The organism is Pseudomonas sp. 1 R 17, from assembly GCF_900067035.1.
In the GTDB taxonomy this organism is placed as follows: domain Bacteria; phylum Pseudomonadota; class Gammaproteobacteria; order Pseudomonadales; family Pseudomonadaceae; genus Aquipseudomonas; species Aquipseudomonas marginalis.
Genome location: NZ_FKLB01000056.1, coordinates 12,391 through 33,808, shown reverse-complemented (window position 1 = coordinate 33,808; position 21,418 = coordinate 12,391). Strand labels below are relative to the sequence as shown.

General features: G+C 61.6%; 17 protein-coding genes. 4 read left to right on the top strand and 13 right to left on the bottom strand.

All coding sequences use genetic code 11. The annotated features are described in order from the left end of the window. Nucleotides 1-43 precede the first annotated feature (43 nt). Nucleotides 44-1,042, bottom strand: a complete 999-nt coding sequence (gene xylF, locus BFP99_RS19795) for a D-xylose ABC transporter substrate-binding protein (RefSeq protein WP_065926258.1) — start codon at nucleotides 1,040-1,042, stop codon at nucleotides 44-46. Between the two features lie 297 nt (nucleotides 1,043-1,339). After that, the gene (xylA, locus tag BFP99_RS19790) at nucleotides 1,340-2,656 is read right to left on the bottom strand and encodes a xylose isomerase (RefSeq protein WP_065947961.1); all 1,317 of its coding nucleotides are present in this window, start codon (nucleotides 2,654-2,656) and stop codon (nucleotides 1,340-1,342) included. 139 nt (nucleotides 2,657-2,795) lie between these two features. Between xylA and BFP99_RS19785 the strand changes: the two genes are divergently transcribed. Next, a complete protein-coding gene (locus BFP99_RS19785; RefSeq protein WP_065926260.1) occupies nucleotides 2,796-3,965 on the top strand; it encodes a XylR family transcriptional regulator in 1,170 nt (389 codons plus the stop codon). Here the strand turns inward: BFP99_RS19785 and BFP99_RS19780 are convergent. Next, nucleotides 3,962-4,672 carry an autoinducer binding domain-containing protein gene (locus BFP99_RS19780; protein ID WP_065947960.1) on the bottom strand — a complete coding sequence of 237 codons (711 nt, stop codon included), beginning with the start codon at nucleotides 4,670-4,672 and terminating at the stop codon, nucleotides 3,962-3,964. The genes BFP99_RS19785 and BFP99_RS19780 overlap by 4 nt on opposite strands. A 219-nt stretch (nucleotides 4,673-4,891) precedes the next feature. On the opposite strand from BFP99_RS19780, the gene BFP99_RS19775 reads away from it, so the two are divergent. Then, complete coding sequence (locus BFP99_RS19775) at nucleotides 4,892-5,590, top strand: lysophospholipid acyltransferase family protein (protein ID WP_065947959.1); 699 nt, start codon at nucleotides 4,892-4,894, stop codon at nucleotides 5,588-5,590. Between the two features lie 275 nt (nucleotides 5,591-5,865). Here the strand turns inward: BFP99_RS19775 and BFP99_RS19770 are convergent, their stop codons facing one another. Together BFP99_RS19770 and BFP99_RS19765 are read right to left on the bottom strand one after the other, a co-directional pair. Further along, complete coding sequence (locus BFP99_RS19770) at nucleotides 5,866-6,174, bottom strand: DUF6124 family protein (RefSeq protein WP_065926263.1); 309 nt, start codon at nucleotides 6,172-6,174, stop codon at nucleotides 5,866-5,868. Between the two features lie 423 nt (nucleotides 6,175-6,597). Continuing rightward, complete coding sequence (locus BFP99_RS19765; RefSeq protein ID WP_065947958.1) at nucleotides 6,598-9,006, bottom strand: glucose/quinate/shikimate family membrane-bound PQQ-dependent dehydrogenase; 2,409 nt, start codon at nucleotides 9,004-9,006, stop codon at nucleotides 6,598-6,600. Nucleotides 9,007-9,249: 243 nt separating this feature from the next. Between BFP99_RS19765 and BFP99_RS19760 the strand changes: the two genes are divergently transcribed. Next, nucleotides 9,250-10,551, top strand: a complete 1,302-nt coding sequence (locus tag BFP99_RS19760; protein ID WP_065947957.1) for an Nramp family divalent metal transporter — start codon at nucleotides 9,250-9,252, stop codon at nucleotides 10,549-10,551. Nucleotides 10,552-10,600: 49 nt separating this feature from the next. Here the strand turns inward: BFP99_RS19760 and BFP99_RS19755 are convergent, their stop codons facing one another. After that, nucleotides 10,601-11,644, bottom strand: a complete 1,044-nt coding sequence (locus tag BFP99_RS19755; protein ID WP_064052580.1) for an LLM class flavin-dependent oxidoreductase — start codon at nucleotides 11,642-11,644, stop codon at nucleotides 10,601-10,603. 56 nt (nucleotides 11,645-11,700) lie between these two features. After that, nucleotides 11,701-12,186, bottom strand: coding sequence for a flavin reductase family protein (locus BFP99_RS19750; protein WP_065925516.1), 486 nt, complete (start codon nucleotides 12,184-12,186; stop codon nucleotides 11,701-11,703). A gap of 321 nt (nucleotides 12,187-12,507) precedes the next feature. Between BFP99_RS19750 and BFP99_RS19745 the strand changes: the two genes are divergently transcribed. Beyond that, nucleotides 12,508-13,914, top strand: a complete 1,407-nt coding sequence (locus BFP99_RS19745; protein ID WP_065925515.1) for a purine-cytosine permease family protein — start codon at nucleotides 12,508-12,510, stop codon at nucleotides 13,912-13,914. Here the strand turns inward: BFP99_RS19745 and BFP99_RS19740 are convergent. The 6 genes from BFP99_RS19740 to purU are packed head-to-tail and all read right to left on the bottom strand — an operon-like array spanning nucleotide 13,902 to nucleotide 20,670. Further along, complete coding sequence (locus tag BFP99_RS19740) at nucleotides 13,902-14,468, bottom strand: sarcosine oxidase subunit gamma (RefSeq protein WP_065947956.1); 567 nt, start codon at nucleotides 14,466-14,468, stop codon at nucleotides 13,902-13,904. The two genes, BFP99_RS19745 and BFP99_RS19740, sit on opposite strands and share 13 nt — an antisense overlap. A gap of 3 nt (nucleotides 14,469-14,471) precedes the next feature. After that, a complete protein-coding gene (locus BFP99_RS19735) occupies nucleotides 14,472-17,369 on the bottom strand; it encodes a 2Fe-2S iron-sulfur cluster-binding protein (protein WP_065925513.1) in 2,898 nt (965 codons plus the stop codon). Next, nucleotides 17,366-17,665, bottom strand: coding sequence for a sarcosine oxidase subunit delta (locus BFP99_RS19730; protein WP_065925512.1), 300 nt, complete (start codon nucleotides 17,663-17,665; stop codon nucleotides 17,366-17,368). Before BFP99_RS19730 ends, BFP99_RS19735 begins: the two co-directional genes overlap by 4 nt. Nucleotides 17,666-17,678: 13 nt before the next feature. Then, on the bottom strand, nucleotides 17,679-18,920 hold the full coding sequence (locus BFP99_RS19725) for an FAD-dependent oxidoreductase (RefSeq protein WP_065925511.1): 1,242 nt from the start codon (nucleotides 18,918-18,920) through the stop codon (nucleotides 17,679-17,681). Further along, complete coding sequence (folD, locus tag BFP99_RS19720) at nucleotides 18,902-19,807, bottom strand: bifunctional methylenetetrahydrofolate dehydrogenase/methenyltetrahydrofolate cyclohydrolase FolD (protein WP_065925510.1); 906 nt, start codon at nucleotides 19,805-19,807, stop codon at nucleotides 18,902-18,904. The genes BFP99_RS19725 and folD overlap by 19 nt, the downstream gene beginning before the upstream one ends. Beyond that, nucleotides 19,804-20,670 (bottom strand): formyltetrahydrofolate deformylase, encoded by an 867-nt coding sequence (gene purU / locus BFP99_RS19715; protein ID WP_065925509.1) that lies wholly within the window; start codon nucleotides 20,668-20,670, stop codon nucleotides 19,804-19,806. Before purU ends, folD begins: the two co-directional genes overlap by 4 nt. Nucleotides 20,671-21,418 lie beyond the last annotated feature (748 nt).

The following is a 21,418-nucleotide window of genomic DNA, read 5'->3' as shown; positions in this document are numbered from 1 at the left end:
CTTTCCGCGTTTTCGTTCGCGATCTTCGCTGGCAAGCCAGCGCCTACAGGCCGATCTGCTCTTTGGTATAGAACCCGTCCTTCTCCAACAGGTCGATATTGGCCTTGGTCAGCGGGGTCGGGGTGAGCAGGATGGTGTCGACTTTCTTGCTGCCATTGTCGTACTGCGAGCTGTAGGTGGGCTTCTCGTTACGCGCCAGTTGCACCGAGAGCTTGGCGGCTTCGGTGGCGATCAGCTTGAGCGGCTTGTACACGGTCATGGTCTGGGTACCGTCGATCACGCGCTTGACGGCGGCGAGGTCGGCGTCCTGGCCGGAGATCGGCACCTTGCCCGCCAGTTTCTGGGCGGCCAGGGCCTGGATCGCACCGCCTGCGGTGGCGTCGTTGGAGGCGACGATGGCGTCGATCTTGTTGCTGTTGCGGGTCAGGGCGTTCTCGACGATGCTCAGGGCTTCGGTGGGGTTCCATTCCTTGACCCACTGCTGGCCGACAATCTTGATGTCGCCCTTGTCGATGGCCGGTTGCAGCACCTTCATCTGGCCTTCGCGCAGTACCTTGGCGTTGTTGTCGGTGGGCGCGCCGCCGAGCAGGAAGTAATTGCCCTTGGGCGCCGCTTGCAGCACGCCGTTGGCCTGCATCTCGCCGACTTTTTCGTTATCGAAGGAAATGTACGCATCGATGTCCGCGTTGAGAATCAGGCGGTCGTATGACACCACCTTGATCCCGGCTTTCTTGGCTTCGGCGACCGCGTTGGTCAGCACGGTGGCGTTGAACGGCACGATCACGATCACATCGACGCCCCGGGAGATCAGGTTTTCGATCTGCGAAATCTGCTTCTGCTCGTTGGCATCGGCGGATTGCACAAAGACCTTGGCATCGAGTTTTTCCGCCGCGGCGACGAAGTAGTCACGGTCACGGGACCAGCGTTCCAGGCGCAGGTCGTCGATGGAAAAACCGATTTTCGGGTGGGCGGAGTCGGCCATCACCGGCAGGGCGAGCAGGGCCAGGGCGGTGGCGAGCAGGGTACGTTTGAATGACTTCATGGTGGTGCGTCCTTTTATTGTTGTTGGAAAGACACTGGGTGAAGACTCTAGGCGAACACTGTAGGTGTGGCTAACCGGCGTGTTGTGGCAAGCCGGGCTTTTGTGGTGAACAGGACTTTTGTGGTGAATGGGCTTGTCGTGGTGAATGGGTTTGGTGTGGTGAGGGGGCTTGTTGTGGTGAGCGGGGCAAGCCCGCTCACCACAACAAGCCCGCTCACCACAATAACCCCCCCTCACCACACCAAGCCTCTCACCACACCAACTCCACTCATCACAACAAACGCAATCACCACACGGTCACCGATAAATAAACCGGTTGACCACCCCCTCCAGCATCTCCTGGCGACCACTCACGGCCTGCGGGTTCAGTTCGTGGGCAAACGCATGTTCGGCCAGTGACTCCAGGCTGAACTCACCGGCCAGCACGGCCTGGCCCAGCGGCTGCTGCCAGCCGGCATAGCGCTGGTCCTTGAACTGCTGCAACTGGTCGTTCTGCACCATGGCCGCCGCACGTTCGAGCGCCAGGGCGAGTACATCCATGGCGGCGACATGGCCGTGGAACAGGTCGACTTCGTCCAGGCTCTGGCGGCGGACCTTGGAGTCGAAATTGTAGCCGCCATTCTTGAAGCCACCGGCCTTGAGGATTTCATAAGTGGCGAGGGTCATCTCCTCGACGCTGTTGGGGAATTGGTCGGTGTCCCAGCCGTTCTGCGGGTCGCCACGGTTGGCGTCGATGCTGCCGAAGATGCCCAGGGACACGGCCGTGGCAATCTCATGGTGGAAGCTGTGCCCGGCCAGGGTGGCGTGGTTGGCCTCGATGTTCACCTTGATCTCGTGTTCCAGGCCGTACTCATGCAAAAAGCCGAACACCGTGGCGCTGTCGTAGTCGTACTGGTGCTTGGTCGGCTCCTGGGGCTTGGGCTCGATCAGCAGGTCGCCCTTGAAGCCGATCTTGTGCTTGTGCTCCACCACCATGCGCATAAAGCGCCCGAGCTGTTCGCGCTCGCGCTTGAGGTCGGTGTTGAGCAGGGTTTCATAACCTTCACGGCCGCCCCACAGCACATAGTTGGCGCCCTTGAGCCGCAGCGTGGCGTTCATCGCGCTGAACACCTGGGCAGCGGCGTAGGCAAACACCTCCGGGTCCGGGTTACTGGCGGCACCGGCGGCAAAACGCGGGTTGCTGAAGCAGTTGGCGGTGCCCCACAGCAACTTGATGCCGGTCTGTTCCTGATGGCGCTCCAGGTGGTCGACCATCTGCGCAAGGTGGTTGCGGTACTCCTTGAGCGAACTGCCTTCGGGCGCCACATCGGTGTCGTGAAAACTGTAGTAGTCGATGCCCAGCTTGGAGAAAAACTCGAAGGCCGCCTCAGCCTTGCCGATGGCCACGTCCATGGGCTCGCCACTGCGCTGCCACGGCCGCTTGAAGGTACCCATGCCGAACATATCGGCGCCAGGCCACACGAAGGTGTGCCAATAACACGCGGCCATGCGCAGGTGCTCGCGCATCGGTTTGCCGAGGACCAGTTTGTTGGCGTCGTAATGGCGAAAGGCGAGGGGGGCATCGCTGCTGGGGCCTTCGAAGCGAACCTTCTCGACACCGGGGAAGTACAGCATGGCGTTTTCCTTATTGTTCTTGGCGGTGTCTGGATACTAGCAACGGCTCCTGGCCCGCTGATTATGAAAATCACCAAGGGGTGGTGCGATTTTGACCGGCGAGGGCTAGTCTGTTGCCACAGGCCCGAGGACAAAAACAATGAAAACCCTACCGCCCGTCCACCGTATTGCCCTGTTGTTCAACGGCAGCAAAATCTACGACCGCGGCATCATCGCCGGCATCGGCAATTACCTGAGCAGCACCCGTGCGTCCTGGGATTTGTTCCTCGAGGAGGATTTCCTCTGTCGCCTGCGCGGCATCGAGCGCTGGCAGGGCGACGGCATCATTGCCGACTTCGACGACCCGCTGATCGGCGAAGCGTTGGCCGACAGCACGTTGCCGGTGGTGGCGGTAGGTGGCTCCTATGAAGACGCGCGCGCTTATCCCAAGGGCATTCCCTATGTGGCGACCGATAACCACGCATTGATGAAGTTGGCTTACGAACACTTGATCGAAGCTGGCCTGACTCGGTTCGCCTGTTTCAGCCTGCCCGAGGCCCAGGCCAATCGCTGGGCCCAGGAGCGTGAAAAAGCCTTTCGCCGCCTGCTGCAACGCGATGGTCTGCACGTCGAGGTGTATCGCGGCCTGGGCACCAGCGCGCCGTTGTGGGACAGCGCGGTGGAACAGCAGATTGCCTGGCTGCACAGCCTGCCCAAGCCCATCGGCATCATCGCCGTCACCGACGCCCGCGCCCGACAACTGCTGCAAGCCTGCCTCACCGCCGGCATCGCCGTGCCGGAGCAAGTCGCATTGATCGGCATCGACAATGACCCCCTGACCCGCACCCTCACGCGCGTGCCGCTGAGTTCGGTGATCCAGGGCACGGAAACCATGGGGCGCACGGCCGCCGCCTTGCTGCACCAGATGCTGCACGGCAAACCGTGCGTGGGCACGCAGGTCCTGGTGCCGCCGGAGGCGATCAATGTGCAGGCCTCCAGCTTGCATCAACCCTTGGGTAATCCGTACGTGATGCAGGCGCTGCTGTTTATCCGCCAGTACGCCTGCCAGGGCATCAAGACCGCGCAGGTGGCGGCCTATGTCGGCGTGTCGCGCTCCTCCCTGGAAGCGCACTTTCGCAAGGTGCGCGGCTGCAGCGTGCATGACGAGATCCTGCGTTTCAAACTCGCCGCCGCCGCCAAGGGCCTGGAAAGCCACGAACTGGCGATTGCCGATATTGCCGCCAAGTGCGGCTTCAAGTCGGCGCAGTACCTGCATACGGTGTTTCGTCGCGAGTTTGGTTGTACGCCGCGGGAGTACCAGCAGGGCTAAAAGAGTAATCCCAGCAAGGAGGCTTTGACGGCAGCTTGGGTTTTGTTGTGGGCCTGGAGTTTGCGCATGGCATTGGCCAGATGAAACTTCACGGTTCCTGTGTCGATGTTGAGGATCAGGCTGATCTCGATATAGGTTTTGCCGATGGCCGTCCACCTCAAGGTCTCTTTTTCCCGTGCGGTCAGGGGGCGGTGAATTTCTGGCAGGCATTTGTCGGAGAAGAAGCGTGTCATCGATTCGTGCGCCAACTGCGTCAACCAGGTCAACTTGTTCTCGATGTGCTCAAGTTCAGTCGCTGAAATGCATTCACTGGAGCGCGATACCGAGAGTAAACCAATCGCGTCAGGGCCGCGTTGCGAAGACAGGCACCAGCCATGGTTGAGCTGGTAATGGCGCGCCTCCTCCCAGAAGGCCTGGTGCTGTTGTTGCTGTTGTGCGGCGGACCGGTGCAGCGGGATGGAGCGGGTCAGGCCGTGGGCAACGGTGGGGTCTTGGGAGAAGTAATTTTCGCTGACATACTTCTTTTCCCAAGCGCCTGGGTAGTTCGAAATCAGCACATATTGCGATGTGGCCAACGGGATTTTCAGTCCGTAAGAACAGAACTCGAAGCCCAGGTTGGACGTTATCGTATGAATTTTATTGAATAGTTCATGTTCGGTCATGCAGCCGGATACGGCTTCTATCAAGGTTTCTCGCCATTCTTTCACCGATCGTCCCTTCCATGGTCGGCACCCGTTACAGACGGGAGCGCGCCGATTATACCGCTTGTGCGCGTGACGGAGGGCGCGCGGTTGAACGCGATCGACCTGCCCATTCGGGCAGCTACTCAAAACGCCGCAGGTTTGTTGTACTTGCATGGATAATGCTGACGAGGTTCGAGAAGCCCCGTTAACCAAGCTCAGAGATTCAGGTAAAGCGGGTAATTTATGATTGCGTTGGCCCGAGGGCTGTTGGTGTTGCTGTGGATCGTGTTGAGCTTTCCGTTCTTGTGCCTCTACATGTTGATCAACACCTCAAAGAATAGAAATCTGTACGTGGCCTGCCGGGCCTATTCGGTGATCAATAAAATCTTCCGGGTGCGTGTCGATGTTCGTGGCTTTGACAGCGTTCCCACCACCCGGCCTTACATCTATGTGGCCAACCACCACTGCAACTATGACGTGTTGATCGTGGCGCATGCGCTCAACCCCGGCACGGTAATCGTCGGTAAACAGTCGCTCAAGTGGCTGCCACTGGTGGGGCAGTTGTATTGGCTGACCGGTAGTCTGTTCATTGACAGGAACAGCCCACGGGCATCCATCGGCAGTTTGCGCAAGATCGCCAAGCGGGTTGTCGCAGAGAATACTTCGCTGTGGATCTTTCCCGAGGGCACTCGAAACCATGGCGGGGAGATGCAGCCTTTCAAGAGTGGGGCGTTTCGGATTGCCAAGGATATCGGGGTTGGGATCATTCCCGTCACGATCAGCCCGGCGGTCAACCATATCGCCTACAACGCCTTGCGCAGCACCGACGTCAGCATCATCGCCCACCCGCCCATTGAGGCCGAGGAGGTGGTTGCGATGAGTGCCAAACAGCTGGCCAATCACGCCCGAGAGATTATCGCCAAGTCGATTCCACTGGGTTAGCCGTCGCAAACCGGGGGGGACCATCCGCCGATTTGCGCACGGGCGAGTCAGAACATCGCCTTGACCTGCAATCCCGGCACCAGCGCACTGTCGATGTTATCCCCCGGAAATGTCCCCGGCTCGATGATCAAAGATCATTCCCACGCTCCTGCGTGGGAATGCAGCCCGTGACGCTTCGCGTCACCTGTGCGCAGTAGCCGAAACTTGCAGCGCTCACCATGTGGGAGGGGGGCAAGTCGAATCGTCGCACCGCCCCTCCCACATTTTTAACGCGTTCAGGCAGTTGCTTTTGCGGGTTTCAGGCAGTCGATGGAGCGATCCACGGTGGTCTTTGCAATTTCCAGCAAATGCCACACGGCCAGAATCTTCGCCCGTTCGGGGTTTGGTAGCAGGTCACCGCAATCCAGCGCCGTGGCGGAAGCGCTGTCGAGCAAGCTGGCGGTGTAAAGCAGGGCGTCTTCGAAGCTCAGGTCTTCGTTGACCGAGTGGAGGCCTTGGGTGGGTAGATAGTGGTCGATGGCGCGGTTGAAGGCGGCGCGGTCTTTGGCGGGGTCGTGGGATGGATCGGGGATAACTTTATTCATGGTGTACCTTCGCGTTGGATGAGAGGCCTACACCCTTCGCGACTAAACGAGGGTGGCGGCTGTACGCAGGTTAGTCGACCGGCTCCAACGCGAAAATACCGGCGCACCCGAAGGTGCCCTGCGCACAGCCACCATAAAACTCATGGAGGACCATGCACGCGTTGGAAGGTCAGGCGACTAAACCCGATCACTGATTTGGCAGTGACGGACCGCAGACTAGCCAGCGATTCCAACAGGCACAAGGCGGCAGGGATTGTCTAGGAAACGTCCTGCAATTAAAAGCGAGCCGACTTGCTGGCCCTTTACAAACCATGACCAAATGCCACTAACGATGCCGCTCACCTATTGAAATGCAGGCGATGTGGGAGGGGGCTAGTTGCTGATGCCGGAGCGCGGTGCAGGGGCACCGCGCGGACAGAGGGGTTATGGCAGGGCGTAGGCGATCACATAGTCGCCACGGTCGGTGGACTGGCGCGCACCGCCGGCGGTGACGACGATGTACTGCTTGCCGGTTTTCGGCGACACGTAGGTCATCGGGCCGCCCTGGCTGCCGACGGGCAGGCGGGCCTTCCAGATTTCATCGCCGTTGCCGCTGTTGAAGGCGCGCAGGTAGAAGTCCTGGGTGCCGGCGATAAAGATCAGGCCGCCCTGGGTCGACAGCGTGCCGCCGAGGGTCGGCAGGCCGATCTTGATCGGCAGGTGCATGCGGATGCCCAGGGGGCCGGTGTCTTCAACGGTGCCCACCGGCACTTGCCACGCGACTTTCTGGGTCTTCATATCGATGGCGGTGAGGGTGCCGAACGGCGGCGCCTGGCACGGAATGCCGGCCACCGACAGGAAGCGGTTTTTGTTCACCGCATACGGCGTGCCCTTGAGCGGGACCGCGCCCATGCCGGTGTTCAGCGCTTCGCCACCGGACGAAGACTGGGCCTTGTTCTGCGACGGCAGCATCTGGATCCACAGGCCCAGGCGCATGTCGTTGACAAAGATAAAGCCATGCACCGGGTCGGTGGAAATGCTGCCCCAGTTCATGCCACCCAGGGAACCCGGGAAGCTCAGGGATTTATCCGTACCCGGCGCAGTGTACAGGCCGTCGTAGCGCATGCCCTTGAAGTCGATGCGGCACAGCAACTGGTCGTACGGGGTGGCGCCCCACATGTCCGACTCGCTCAGGGTCTGCGCGCCGATCTGCGGCATGCCCACAGACTTGGGCTGGGTCGGCGAGTAGGGTTCGTTGGGGATGTTCGCGGCTTTGACCGGGACTTCCTTGACCTCGGTCAGCGGCTGTCCGGTGGCGCGGTCGAGTACATAGATCTGCCCGGCCTTGGTGCCGATTACCACTGCGGGTACCGCCTTGTCACTGCCCGGTGGGGTGAAGTCGATCAGGCTCGGTTGCATCGGCAGGTCGAAGTCCCACAGGTCATTGTGGACGGTCTGGTACACCCACTTTTCAGCACCGGTAGAGGCATCCAGCGCCAATACCGAAGCGCCGTATTTGTGGTTGAGCTGAGTGCGTTCCACACCGTAGATGTCGGTGGACGAGCTGCCCATCGGCAGGAAGACCGTGTTCATCAACGGGTCGTAGGACATCGGCGCCCAGCTGTTCGGTGTACTGCGCACGTAGGTCTTGTCGCCGGTCGGGGCCTGTTTGTCTTCCGGGTTGCCCGGGTCGAAGGCCCAGCGCATTTGCCCGCTGATCACATCGAAGCCACGGATCACACCGCCGGGCATGTCGGTTTGGACGTTATCCGCGACGCGACCACCGACCACCACGGTGGTGCCGGCGACCAACGGTGCGGACGACAGCTGGTAGTAGCTGTCCGGTACATTGCCCAGGCCGGCTTTCAGGTCCACCTGGCCATGGGTGCCGAAGTCTTCGCAGAATTTGCCGGTGTCGGCATCCACGGCGATCAGCCGTGCATCGATGGTGTTGGTCAGCAAGCGACGCTGGCACTGCGCACCGGCGGGAACGCTGGCGGCGATGATCGGCGAGCTGTTGGGCTGGGTCGGCTGGGCAATCGGCGCGGTGGCGTCGAAATACGCCATGCCCCGGCAACGCTGCCACACCGCCGACTTGGCGTTGACTTCGTTCTTCCACAGCTCTTTGCCGGTGTCGGCGTCGAGGGCGATCAGGTTGTTGTGGGGCGTGCAGATAAACACTTTGTTGCCGATCTGCAGGGGCGTCAGCTGGTCTTCGGCACCGTTGCCGTCGCTGAGGGCCACGTCACCGGTGTGATAGGTCCAGGCCACCTTGAGCTTGTCGACAGTGTCGCGGTTGATCTGGTCCAGCGCGGCGAAGCGGCTGCCCCCTTCGGTGTTGCCGTAGTGGGCCCAGTCTTTCTGCGCGTCGGCCGCGGCCACGGGCGTGATGCCTGGGCCCGCACCGGTCGGCGCGACGCTGGGATGGGCGACAAACATATTGCCCGCCGCCACCGCCACGCCCACCGCCAACACGGCGGCAACGCCATAGGCACCGCGCGCGGGCCGGCCGGCCAGCAGCGGATACACCAGCGCCACCACCAGGCCGATGGCCGCAAACATGAACAGCCGCGAGAACAGCGGCCAGAACACCAGGCCCACATCCGCCACCGCCCAGATGGCCGTGCCGATCAGGAACGCGGCGAACAACCATGCGCCGGCGGTGTTGCGCCGGGCAATCAACAGGCCGGAAACCGCCATGGCCACGCCGCCGATCAGGAAGTACCAGGAACCGCCGAGGCTCACCAGTTTGGCGCCGCCAACGGCCAGCGCGAGGCCGAGCAGGGCGATGATTACACCCAGGCCCAGGAGTAGGAATCTAGAGACGCCAGTGGCGCGCGATGCTCGTTTCATGTCGAAAGGACTCGAGTGAGAGAGGGCAAAGACGCGATTTTAGCAATATAAGTAACCAGATAGTACATTTTGCCGTGTGCACAGCGATCCAATCCTCTTTCTGTCCGGTCAATCAGCACTCAAGGGGGGGCGCCCGCCAGGAAACATTTATTAATACATACCCGCCCTGATTGGTTATACGACGTCGTATCAATTGTGTTCGACTATCTCCGCTCTCACAAAAACAACAACGGAGACTCCCCTATGACCGATTTCCCTTCGATAGAAGGCAAGTCTGCCGCACCCGTAAGCGGCCATGTTGTACGACTACTCAAGTTATTAGGCCCAGGCGTGATCGCCGTCCTGTCTTGGCTGGGGGCAGGCGATTTGATTACTTCCTCCGTTGCCGGCGCGAATTACGGCTACGCCATGATGTGGGTGCTGGCGGTTTCTCTGCTGCTCAGGTACCTGATCGTCAACATCATTGCGCGCTTTCAACTGTGCAATAACCAAGGCATGACGATCCTTCAGGGTTATGCCCAGTTGAACCCGTTCTTCGCCTGGTTCCTGCTGGTGTACGCGCTGCTGATGGGGCATTTGATGAATGCCTACATGATCAAGGGGGCGGGTGAAGCCCTGGCCATGCTGTTCAAGACCGACTATGCGCTGCTGTGTTCGGTGGCGGTGGTGCTGGCGGTGTGGCTGCTGGTGGGGCGCAATATCTATTCGATGATCGAAGGCGTGATGAAAGGCCTGTTGGCAATCATGACCCTGGCGTTCATTGCCTTGGCGGTGATGTCCGGGCCGGATATGGCGGGCATTGTCAAAGGGACTATTGGTTTCAGCATTCCGCCGGATGAGGGCGTACACGGGGCGTTGCTGGTGGCTGTCTCGGTGATCGGCGCGGTGGCGGGCTCGATTGCCAACTTCGTGCACCCTTATGTCATGCGCCAGAAAGGCTGGGTCGGCCCACAGCACAAGCGCATCCAGCGTAACGACCTGCTATTCGCCGTGTTCGTCGGCATTGTGATCAATCTGGCGATCTGGATTGTGGGCGCCGAGATCCTGCGGCCCAACGGTATTGAAGTGAAGACCTTGGGCGACCTGGGCAAGGCGCTCGAAATCTTCTTCGGGCCGATCGGCTGGTACATCTTCTTTATCGGTGTATTCGCTACGCTGTTTGCCAGCATCTCCGGCAAAACCACGGCCTTTCCGATGCTGATCACCGATGCCTTCCAGCACGTACGGCCTGGGCGCCGGGAGCGTTACGGCAAAGAGTTTCACCATGACCCGATGCACAAGTGGTTCATGTTGTTCATCCTGGTGACCCCGCTGATCTGGTCGCTGCCGGGCATGCCGGACTTTGTCACGCTGACCATCGGCGTCAGCGCGTTGAACATCATTGGCTTGCCGGTGATTTCCCTCGGCTTGCTGATTATGTCCAACCAGAAGTCGCTACTGAACAAGGAGTACCGCAATAACCTGTTCGAAAATATTGCGCTGCTCTTCGCCACGGGGCTGGCGCTGTGGGTTGCGTTCCAATTGGGTGTCGAACTGTTCAGTTGATGCCGGGCGGGCAGGCGTCGCAGCTGTTTGGCGCGACGCCTGCAAGCAATCAACGAAACGCCGGCACCACCTGCTCGATAAACAGTGCCAACGACTTCTTCTTCTCGGCATGGGGCAGGCTGTTGTCGCACCAGAAGCTGAACTCATCCACGCCCAGTTCCTGGTAGTAGCGGATGCGCGGGATGATTTCTTCGGCGGTGCCGATCATCGCGGTCTTGTGCAGGCTGTCCAGCTCGAACTCCGGGCGGGCGGCGAATTTTTCTTCCGGGCTCGGTGCCAGGAAGCCATTCACCGGCACCTCTTTATTGCCGAACCAGGCATCGAAGGTGCGATAGAACTTCGAGATCGCCTTGGCCCCGACTTTCCAGCCGTCCGGATCATCGGCGGCATGCACGTGGGTGTGGCGCAGCACCATCAGTTGCGGGCGCGGTACGCCGGGATTGTTGTCGAGGGCGGCCTGGAATTTGTTTTTCAGGTCGAGGACTTCTTCGTCGCCCTTCATCAGCGGCGTGACCATCACGTTGCAGCCGTTGGCGACTGCGAAGTTGTGCGAGTCCGGGTCGCGGGCGGCGATCCACATCGGCGGGTTGGGCTGCTGGATCGGCTTGGGCACGCTGGTGGAGGTGGGGAATTTCCAGATGTCGCCGTCGTGGGCATAGTCGCCTTTCCACAACGCACGCACCACCGGCACCATCTCACGCAGCGCCTGGCCGCCGCTGGAAGCGGGCATGCCGCCGGCCATGCGGTCGAATTCGACCTGGTAAGCACCACGGGCCAGGCCGACTTCCATGCGTCCGTTGCTGATCACGTCGAGCAAGGCGCATTCGCCCGCCACCCGCAGCGGGTGCCAGAACGGCGCGATGATGGTCCCGGCGCCCAGGTGAATGGTGGTGGTCTTGGCCGCGAGGTAAGCCAGCAGCGGCATCGGGCTCGGCGAGATGGTGTATTCCATGGCGTGGTGTTCGCCAATCCATACGGTGCTGAAACCGCCGGCCTCGGCCATCAGGGTCAGTTCGGTCAAGTCTTCGAACAACTGGCGGTGGCTGACACTTTCGTCCCAACGCTCCATGTGTACGAACAGGGAAAACTTCATGACGCTTACCTCTAATCTGTTGTTATTTTCCGCAAATACCGGGTTTGCAGGGAGGGTCAGGCAGGCACGGGCAGGGTACCCATTTTGCCGTGGCAATACACCAGTGGACCATTGGCCTGCTCTGGCACGATCAGGTTCTTTACCGAGCCGACCATAATCGCGTGGTCGCCGCCTTCATATTCGCGCCACAGCTCACACTCGATCACTGCAGTGGCATTCGCCAGGATCGGGTTGCCCAGTGCGCTGAGCGTCCATTCGATGCCTTGGGCCTTGTCTTTGCCCTTGCGCGCGAAGGCGTAGGCTTCATTTTGCTGTCCGCCCGACAAGACGTGGATGGCAAAGTGCCTGTTCTTGATCAGAATGGGATAGGAGTCGGAGCTGTAATTGGGGCAGAACAGCACCAGGGCCGGGTCCATGGACAGCGAGCTGAACGCGCTGGCGGTGAGGCCGACGATCTGCCCGTCGTCATCGAGCGTGGTAATCACGGTGACCCCGGAAGGAAACGAACCCATCACTTGTTTGTAGATGGTGGCATCGATCATGTGACGGTCCTCTGGCGGTGAAACGGTTTTTATCGGCTTGTAGGTATGATGGTATACCGTAATACAAAGCTTGCAAGCGCTTTTTTAAATCCCTGATAAACGTCTTTTGTGGCGAAATATTCAATGAATACGGGGTGTTAGGTTTAAAAATCAAGGAATCAATACGACAAGGAACCGGATCAGTTGCAGGTAAAACCAGCGGATCAGTCTTGTGAAAATGTTGGAATACCATAATATGGTGTTCATCTGAGGGGCGGCCAGAGAGCTCCCCCGGTTTGGCGTCAAACAACTATAAGATCAGACAAACGCGAGTTCATTTCCATGCCCCAGATGTCCCGGCAAGACCCCCTGATCGAGCATCACACGGTCGATTACGTCCCCCTCGCAGAGCGCCATGGAAAGGCCCGCGACCTGTTCACCTTATGGTTCAGCACCAACATCGCACCACTGCCGATCGTCACCGGTGCCATGGTGGCCCAAGTGTTCCATCTCAATCTGGCGTGGGGCCTGCTGGCGATTGCCCTCGGGCATTTGCTCGGCGGCATCGTGATTGCCCTCGCATCGGCCCAGGGCCCGCGCATGGGCATCCCGCAGATGGTGCAGAGCCGTGGCCAGTTCGGCCGTTACGGCGCGCTGTTGATCGTGTTCTTTGCCGCGCTGATCTACATCGGATTTTTCATCTCCAATATCGTCCTGGCCGGCAAGTCCATCGTTGGCATCGTGCCGTCGGTGCCGGTGCCGGCGAGCATCCTGATCGGCGCCCTCAGCGCCACCGCCATCGGCGTGATCGGCTACCGCTTTATCCATACCCTCAACCGCATCGGCACCTGGGTGATGGGCAGCGCGTTGCTGGCCGGTTTTATCTACATCTTCGCCCATGACTTGCCGGCAGATTTCCTGACCCGTGGCGGCTTCAACGCCGCTGGCTGGTTGGCCACCGTGTCGCTGGGGGTGATCTGGCAGATCAGCTTTTCGCCCTACACCAGCGACTACTCGCGCTACCTGCCGGCGGATATCGGCATCACCCGGCCGTTCATTGCGACCTACTTGGGCGCCACCCTTGGCACCATCCTGTCCTTCGCCTTTGGCCTGGTAGCTGCACTGGCCACGCCCGAAGGCACCGAAGCCATGGTCGCGGTCAAGCAAGCCACCGGCTGGCTGGGGCCGATCCTGATGGTGCTGTTCCTGCTCAATATCATCAGCCACAACGCCCTGAATCTGTACGGCGCGGTGCTGTCGATCATCACCTCGGTGCAGACCTTCGCCAGCCAGTGGACCCCGAGCATCAAGGTGCGCGTGCTGCTGTCGGGCGTGGTCCTGGCCGGTTGCTGCGTGGTGGCGTTGGGTGCCTCGGCGGACTTCATCTCGCAATTTATCGGCCTGATCCTCGCGCTGTTGCTGGTGCTGGTGCCGTGGGCGTCGATCAACCTGATCGACTTCTACGTCATCAAGCGCGGGGTCTATGACATTGCCTCGATCTTCCGGGCCGATGGCGGGGTGTATGGGCGTTTCAACCTGCATGCGATCGTGGCGTACTTCATCGGCATCATCGTGCAACTGCCGTTTGCCAATACGTCGCTGTATGTGGGGCCGTGGGCCAACCTGGTGGAAGGCGCGGACCTGTCGTGGCTGGTGGGACTGGTGGTGACGTGCCCGTTGTATTACTGCCTGGCGACACGTCAACACACCCGGAAGATCAGGGCGGCGCGGTTGGGCTACACCGACTGAGCCACTCCGCCGAACTCCTCCAACGCATCCCGCAGCGCGCCCTCGAAGTATTCCTTCGAGGCGCGATCCCAGAGGATATGAAACGCCGGCAGCTCCACACTCCCTGTGTGGATGACAATCGCATTGACCCGCGCCACTGACGTCTGCGCCACCATCCCGGGCTTGAACGCCGGGTCACTCAAGTCAACCCCGCACAGCTTGGCCATCACCCGCGCAATCACCCCCCCGCTGAGCCGCACGCAGGCATGGCTGTCCTGGCGCGGCAGCAGGTAGTTGGCACGGTGGTCCAGTTCCCAACGCGCTTCTTCATCGGCAATCCGTTGCCCCTGATCCTGCGGGCTGCCCAGCACCAGGTATTCGTTCTGCGACAGGCGCGCCACCCAGCTGCCGTCCGCTTGTGCGCTGGCTTGGTTGGGCGCGCCCGGCAACGTGAAGCCGCGCGCCGTGAGGTACTCGGCGCTTTGTGCGCCGCGAAAGCCGACCCGGGGCAGGTCGGTCTGGTCCTGCAACTGGCAGGGCGGCGTGAACAATTCGTGGGCTTTCAGACTGGTCATGGCTTAACCCTCCTGGCGTTGGTTGGTGGGGTCGAAGAACGGCAGTTGCACCACCTCGGCCTGGACGACGATGCCGCCCTCGACGCGAATCGGAATGCGCTGCCCCGGTGTGCTCTGGTCGATCCCGGCGTAGGCCAGGCCGATGATGCGGCCCAGGCTGGTGGAGTATTCGCAGGAGGTGACGTTGCCGCTGATGTCCGCGCCGTTGAGTACCAGGTGGCCTTCCAGCGGTTGCACGCTGCCCTTGGGCAGGCTGAAGCCCACCAGTTTGCGTTTCAGCGGCTGGGCTTCGAGGATGTCCACCGAGCGGCGGCCGACGAAGAACGGCTTGTTGCGGCTGACCGCCCAGCCCATGTCGATTTCTGCCGGGTGAGTCATGCCGTCGGTGTCCTGGCTGATGATCACGTGGCCTTTTTCCAGGCGCAGCAGGCGTTGGGTTTCGACGCCGAAGGGGCGAATGTCAAAGGCCTTGCCGGCCGTCATCAACGCGTCCCACAACGCCAGGCCGTGGCGTGCCGGTACGTGGATTTCATAGCCCAGCTCGCCGACAAACCCGACCCGCAGCAAGCGCGCCTTGATCCCGGCCACCGTGCCCTGGCGCACGCCCAGGTAGGGGAAGCCTTCGGCACTGAGGTCGAGGTCGTTGCACACCTGCTCCAGCACCTTGCGCGAATCCGGCCCGGCCACGTTCACCGCACAGATCGCTGCCGTGACGTTGGTCACGTCCACGTCCAGGCGCCACTGTGCGTTCCACTTGAGCATCTGCTGGTAGATGCGGTCGACGCCGCTGGTGGTGGCGGTGACGTAGAAATGCTTGTCGGCCAGCCGCGCGCACACGCCGTCGTCGATCACCACGCCGTGTTCGTTGGTCATCAGCGCATAACGCGAACGGCCCACCGGCTGCTTGAGGAACGCGAAGGTGTACATGCGGTTGAGCAATTCGGCGGCGTCCGGGCCGCGCACGTCCAGGCCACCGAGTGTGGACACATCGATCAGACCGACCTTGTTACGCACATGCAGCGCTTCGGCCTGCATGCACGCTTCGCGGTCCTGGGGCTTGCCGTAATAGGCCGGGCGCTGCCAGATACCGGCGGGCATCATCTTCGCCCCGGCTTGCACATGGCGCGCGTGCATCGGCGTTTGGCGGTAGGGGTCGAAGGCGCGTCCGGCGACATGGGCGAGTTTCTCCGCCACGAACGGCGGGCGTGCGGTGGTGACCCCGGTTTCGCTGATCGTGCGCTGGGTCGCCCAGGCCACCAGCCGTGCGGTCGGCAGCGCCGAGTGACGTCCCTGGGACGGACCCATGCCGACCGTGGAGTAACGCTTGACCAACTGCACATCGCGGTAGCCGATGCGGGTGGCGTTGACGATATCCGCCACTTGCAGGTCTTCGTCGAAGTCGACGAAATCCTTGCCCTTGGGGTGCGGGAAGATCGGCCAGTGGAAGTTGACCTGGGCTTCGCTGCGCAGCGCTGCAGGCGGGCTCGGGCTGTTCAAACCGAGGGCGCACAGGCTGTCGGCGGCGGCGTTGGACCCATCCGCCAGCACATTGTCCAGTTGATGCCGACCGTGTACGGAACCGGCCACGCCCAGGTTGCGCGGCAGGCCACTGAGGCTGAACTCCGCTCGCGAGTCGTCATAGGCCAGCTTGCCACCGGCCTGGCATAGCAGCTGATAGACCGGCATATAACCGGCCGACATGCACAGCAGGTCGCAGTCGATCACTTGCCCGCTGGCGCTGACCTGGCCCTGGCCGGTGATCTGGCGCACATCGACGCCTTTCACATGGCGCAGGCCTTTTTCATGCAGGGCCTCGAACACGGTGCTGTTGCTCAGGCACGGGATCTTGCGCTGGGCCAGGGCACCCGGCAGGGCTTTGTCCGCCGGGGCGTGACGCAGGTCGATCACGGCGGCCACGTCCACGCCCTGGTCATGCAGGTCGAGGGCGGCGAGGTAGCCGTCATCGTTGCCGGTGAGTACTACTGCGCGCTTGCCGGGCTTGACCGCATAGAGCTTCATCAGGCGTTGCGCGGCGCTGGTGAGCATCACCCCCGGCAGGTCGTTATTGCGGAAGACCACCGGTTGGTCGAACGAACCGCTGCACACCAGGCACTGTTGCGCGCGCACTTTGTACAGGCGCTTGCCCTGGATCACCGGCAGGTAGTTGTCGGTGAACCAGGCATTGCAGGTGGCGTCGGTGAGCACCTGGATATTCGCGTGTTGCTGCACCGCGCCGAGCAACTCGCGGCGCAGGGTGTCGGCACGGGTGCCGGCAATATCGAAGCGCGCGTAGGTCAGCGACCCGCCGAGGATCGGCTGCTGCTCGATCAGCAGCACCTTGGCGCCGGCATTCGCGGCGGTCAGCGCGGCCTGCAAGCCAGCGGGGCCGGCGCCGATCACGGCGAGGTCGGTGAACAGGTAGGCCTTGTCGTAGTACTCGGGTTGGAACGTCAGGTCGAGCACGCCCAGGCCGGCCTTTTTGCGGATGATCGGCTCCCAGACTTTCCACATGCCCTTGGGCTTGTAGAACGAACGGTAGTAGAAACCCACTGGCATGAACCTGGAGAACTTGCCCAGGTAGGCGTCCTTGTCGTTATCCAGCGAGCCGTTGACGTTCTGCGCCGTCACCGCCAGGCCGGCGGACAGCGCGTGGGCATCGGCCAATACGTTGGGTTCGCGAGGCAGTTGCACCAGGCTGTTGGCGTCATGGCCGGCCATGGTCAATGGGCCGCGTGGGCGGTGGTACTTGAACGAACGCGACATCAGGAAGCGCCCGTTGGCGAGCAGCGCGCTGGCGATGCTGTCGCCCTGCAAACCTTGGTAGGGCAGGCCGTCGAAACTGAAATCGAGTGGCTGGTCACGCTGGATCAGCAGGCCCATGGGGGCGGGGAGGCGGTTCATCCGGCGATCTCCTTGGCGGTGGTGAAGTCGACGCGGGTAGTGAACACTTCGCGCGGATCGAAGGTGCGCAGGATCTCGTCGGTGACCGTGTGGCGCTCGGCGAGGAACCAGTAACTGGACGGCGTGTGCATCCACCATTCGCGCACCACACCGGCGAGGTTATCGGTGTTGAACACGTAGTCGGCCCATTCGGCATCGCTGCAGGTCAGCGGGTCGGGCATCGGTTTGAATTCACCGCCGTAGGTGAACTCGCTGATATTGCGCGGCCCGTTGAGCGGGCAAATCATGATTTTCATCGTCTGCTCTCCGTCAGTGGCTGGCCGCTGTGGCGCCCATTTCGTTGACTTGCTGGAAGGTCGAGAAACGTTCGAGGCCGAAGGGCTTGATCAAGTCCGGCACCTTGCCGCCGCTGGCGACCAGCTCGGCCATGGTCTTGCCGCAGATCGGCGTGGCCTTGAAGCCCCAGGTGCCCCAGCCGGCGTCGAGGTAGTAATTCTTCAGCGGCGACAGGCCCATGATCGGGCTGTAGTCGGGGGTCATGTCGGTGATCCCGGCCCACTGGCGCATCAACTTGGCGTTGGCCAGGAACGGAAACATCTCGATGGCATGGGCCAACAGGCTTTCCTTGAGGTCCAGGGTCGAGCGCGTGTTGAACAGCGGGTACGGGTCGGAACCGCCACCGAACACCACTTCGCCACGGCTGGTTTGCTGCACGTAGCAGTGCAGGGCCGAGGAACTCACCAACGGGTCGAGGAACGGCTTGAACGGCTGGGTGACCATGGCCTGCAACGGGAAGGTCTGGATCGGCGAACGGATACCGGCCTTGGCCATCAGCAGCGAGCTGTGCCCGGCAATCGCCTGCACCGCGCAGCCGCACCGGATGGTGCCGCGATTGGTTTTCACCGCGGTGATGGCACCGTTCTCGATCACCAGGTCCTGCACTTCAGTGAGCTGATGGATTTCCACGCCGCGCTTGGCCGCCTGCTTGGCGTAGCCCCAGGCCACGGCATCGTGACGCGCGGTCGCGCCGTCGATATGCCAGAGCCCGGCGATCACCGGCAAGTGGCCGGGGTCGAGGTTGAGGCTGGGCACCAGCTCGCGGATCTGCTGGCGGTCGATCATCTCGGTACGCCCGCCGAAGTGCTTGTTGACCTCGGCGCGCTGGCGGAACGAACGCACGGTGGCGTCGGTGTGGGCCAGGGTCAGTTGGCCGCGCTCGGAGTACATGATGTTGAAATCGAATTCGTTGGACAGCGACTGGAACATCTTCACCGACTCGGCATAGAAACGAACGCCTTCGCTGGTGAGGTAGTTGGAGCGGATCACCGCCGTATTGCGCGCGGTATTGCCGCCGCCCAGGTAGGCCTTTTCCAGCACCGCTATATTGGTGATGCCGTGGTACTTGGCCAGGTAGTAGGCCGTCGCCAGGCCATGGCCACCGGCGCCGATGATCACCACGTCGTAACTCGACTTGAGTTCCTTGGGCGGTGGCAGGTCCACCTCCACCGGGTACTCCGAACTCAGCCCGTATTTCAATAGATTGAATGGCATACGGCCTCCGATTGGCTGCGTAGGGCGTGGTGTTGCGCCAGGGCGGCGGCCACGGTGTTTTTCATCAGGAAGGCAATGGTCATCGGCCCGACACCGCCGGGCACCGGGGTGATGGCGGCGACATGGGGCAGGGCGCTGTCGAAGTCGACATCACCCACCAGGCGGCTGCGGCCGTCGTCGTCGATGCGGTTGATGCCGACATCGATCACCACCGCGCCGGGCTTCAACCAGCTCGCGTCAATCAAGCGGGCGCGGCCCACGGCGGCGATCACGATATCGGCCTGGCGACACAGGGCCTGGGCGTCGTGGCTGCGCGAATGCAGCACGGTCACCGAGCAATCCGCCTTGAGCAGCAGCGCGGCCATGGGCTTACCGACGATGTTCGAACGGCCGATTACCACCGCGTGTTTGCCACGCAGGTCGCCGCAGGTTTGCTCCAACAGATACAGGCAACCGCTCGGGGTGCATGGCGTGAGCACTGCGCGGCCCTGGCTGAGGCCACCGACGTTCTGGCTGTGAAACCCGTCGACGTCCTTGTCCGGCGCGATGGCCTCCAGGGCGCGCAGTTCGTCCATCTGCGCCGGCAACGGCAATTGCAGGAGGACGCCGTGGATCGCCGGGTCGGCATTCAATTGGCCGATCAGGATCAACAAGTGTTCGGTGCTGGTATCGCCGGGCAGGCGATGCTCCACGGAGCGGATGCCCACCTCTTCGGCGCGCAGGATCTTGTTGCGCACATAGACCTGGCTGGCCGGGTCGCTGCCCACCAGGATCACCGCCAGCGCCGGTTGAATAGCCTGCCCATGCAGCCGCGCCACGTCCTCGCGCACTTGCAGCAGCACGCGCGCCGCGGCGGCTTTGCCGTCGATCAGTTTATGCGCGCTCACCGGAACACCACCGTTCTGTCCTGATTGAGGAAGACCCGGTGCTCCAGGTGGTACTTGACCGCCTTGGACAGGGCCACGGTTTCGGTGTCGCGGCCGATGGCGACCAGGTCGTCGGGCTTGTACACGTGGTCGACGCGCTGCACTTCCTGCTCGATGATCGGGCCCTCATCCAGGTCGCTGGTCACATAGTGCGCGGTGGCACCGATCAACTTCACACCGCGTTGATACGCCTGGTGATAGGGCTTGGCACCCTTGAACCCGGGCAGGAACGAATGGTGGATATTGATCGCCCGCCCCGACAGTTGCCGGCACAGGTCGTCGGAGAGGATCTGCATGTAGCGCGCCAACACCACCAGCTCGGTGCGGGTGTCGTCGACGATCTTCATCAGCTCGGTTTCCTGCGCGGCCTTGTTGTCCCTGGACACCGGCAGGTAGATAAAGCGAATGCCCTCGCGCTCGGCCATCGGCCGCAGGTCGAGGTGGTTGGAGACGATGGCGGTGATGGTCATGTCCATCTCGCCCTTGTGGTAGCGGTAGAGCAGGTCGGTGAGGCAGTGGTCGAACTTGCTCACCATCAGCATCACGCGCATCGGCTCGCGGGTGTCGTGCAGCTCCCACTGCATGTCGAAGGCCTGGGCGACATCGGCGAAACCGTCTCTGATCTCTTGCAGGTCGCCTGTGTGGCCATCGTTGAAACGGAACACGGCACGCATGAAAAAGCGGCCGCTGAAGTCATCATCGAACTGCGCCATTTCCCCGATGTAGCACGCCTTGTCCGCCAGGTAAGTGGTGACGGCAGCGACGATGCCGGACACGGCGGGGCACGTCACCTTGATGATGAAATGGTTTTTTTCGTGTTGCATGACACGTCCTCGGGATGATGGCGGCAGCTCATCGCATAGCGAAAAAATGTCTGAGGACAGCAGGCTCATTCCTTGAGCGCGTTTTCTTGTGGGGAATAAAATATTCCTGAAGTGGCTTTATAGGGGAATGGGGGCAGGGCGTCCAGGGTTTTTGGGAAAGTTTTTTAACTGAGGGGAAATTTTTGGGCTGGGCGCCACCAGTCACTATAGGACTTCGCCCCACACTCGCGGGTGGACGCGGTTAGAAATGGGGGAGGGGGGCTTGCCCCCGATGGCGGCCTCTGGGCCGACTATTTTTTTGGATTGGACCGGGTACATATCCGTTGCTGCGGTAACGGCGGCTTAGGGTTCCGCCCTTACGGCGGCTCACTTTTGGAAAGGCCCAAAAGTAAGCAAAAGGCCTTCGCCCCAACACTCGGTGCCTCGCCTAGGCTCGGCATGCCCTCACTCCGGCTTTGGAGCGTGGGCCGCCGCGATGGGCCATCCATGGCCCAGCGCGGCTAACCCGGCGTCCTGCCGGGTTACCCACGCTCCAAAGCCTGCGTTCGGCCAGCGTGTTTGACGGGGCGATGCCAAATCAAAAACAAAAGCGAGGCGGCCTTAAAGCCGACCTGATTATTGAAGCGTACGCGGTGTGGCTTCTACTTCCTTAATCGCTGACGAAGTCAGCAATCTTTTGATCTGGCTCTGGCTTTTGATCTTGATCTCAGGCGCCCCGTTAACCACGCTGGCCGAACGCAGGCTTGAA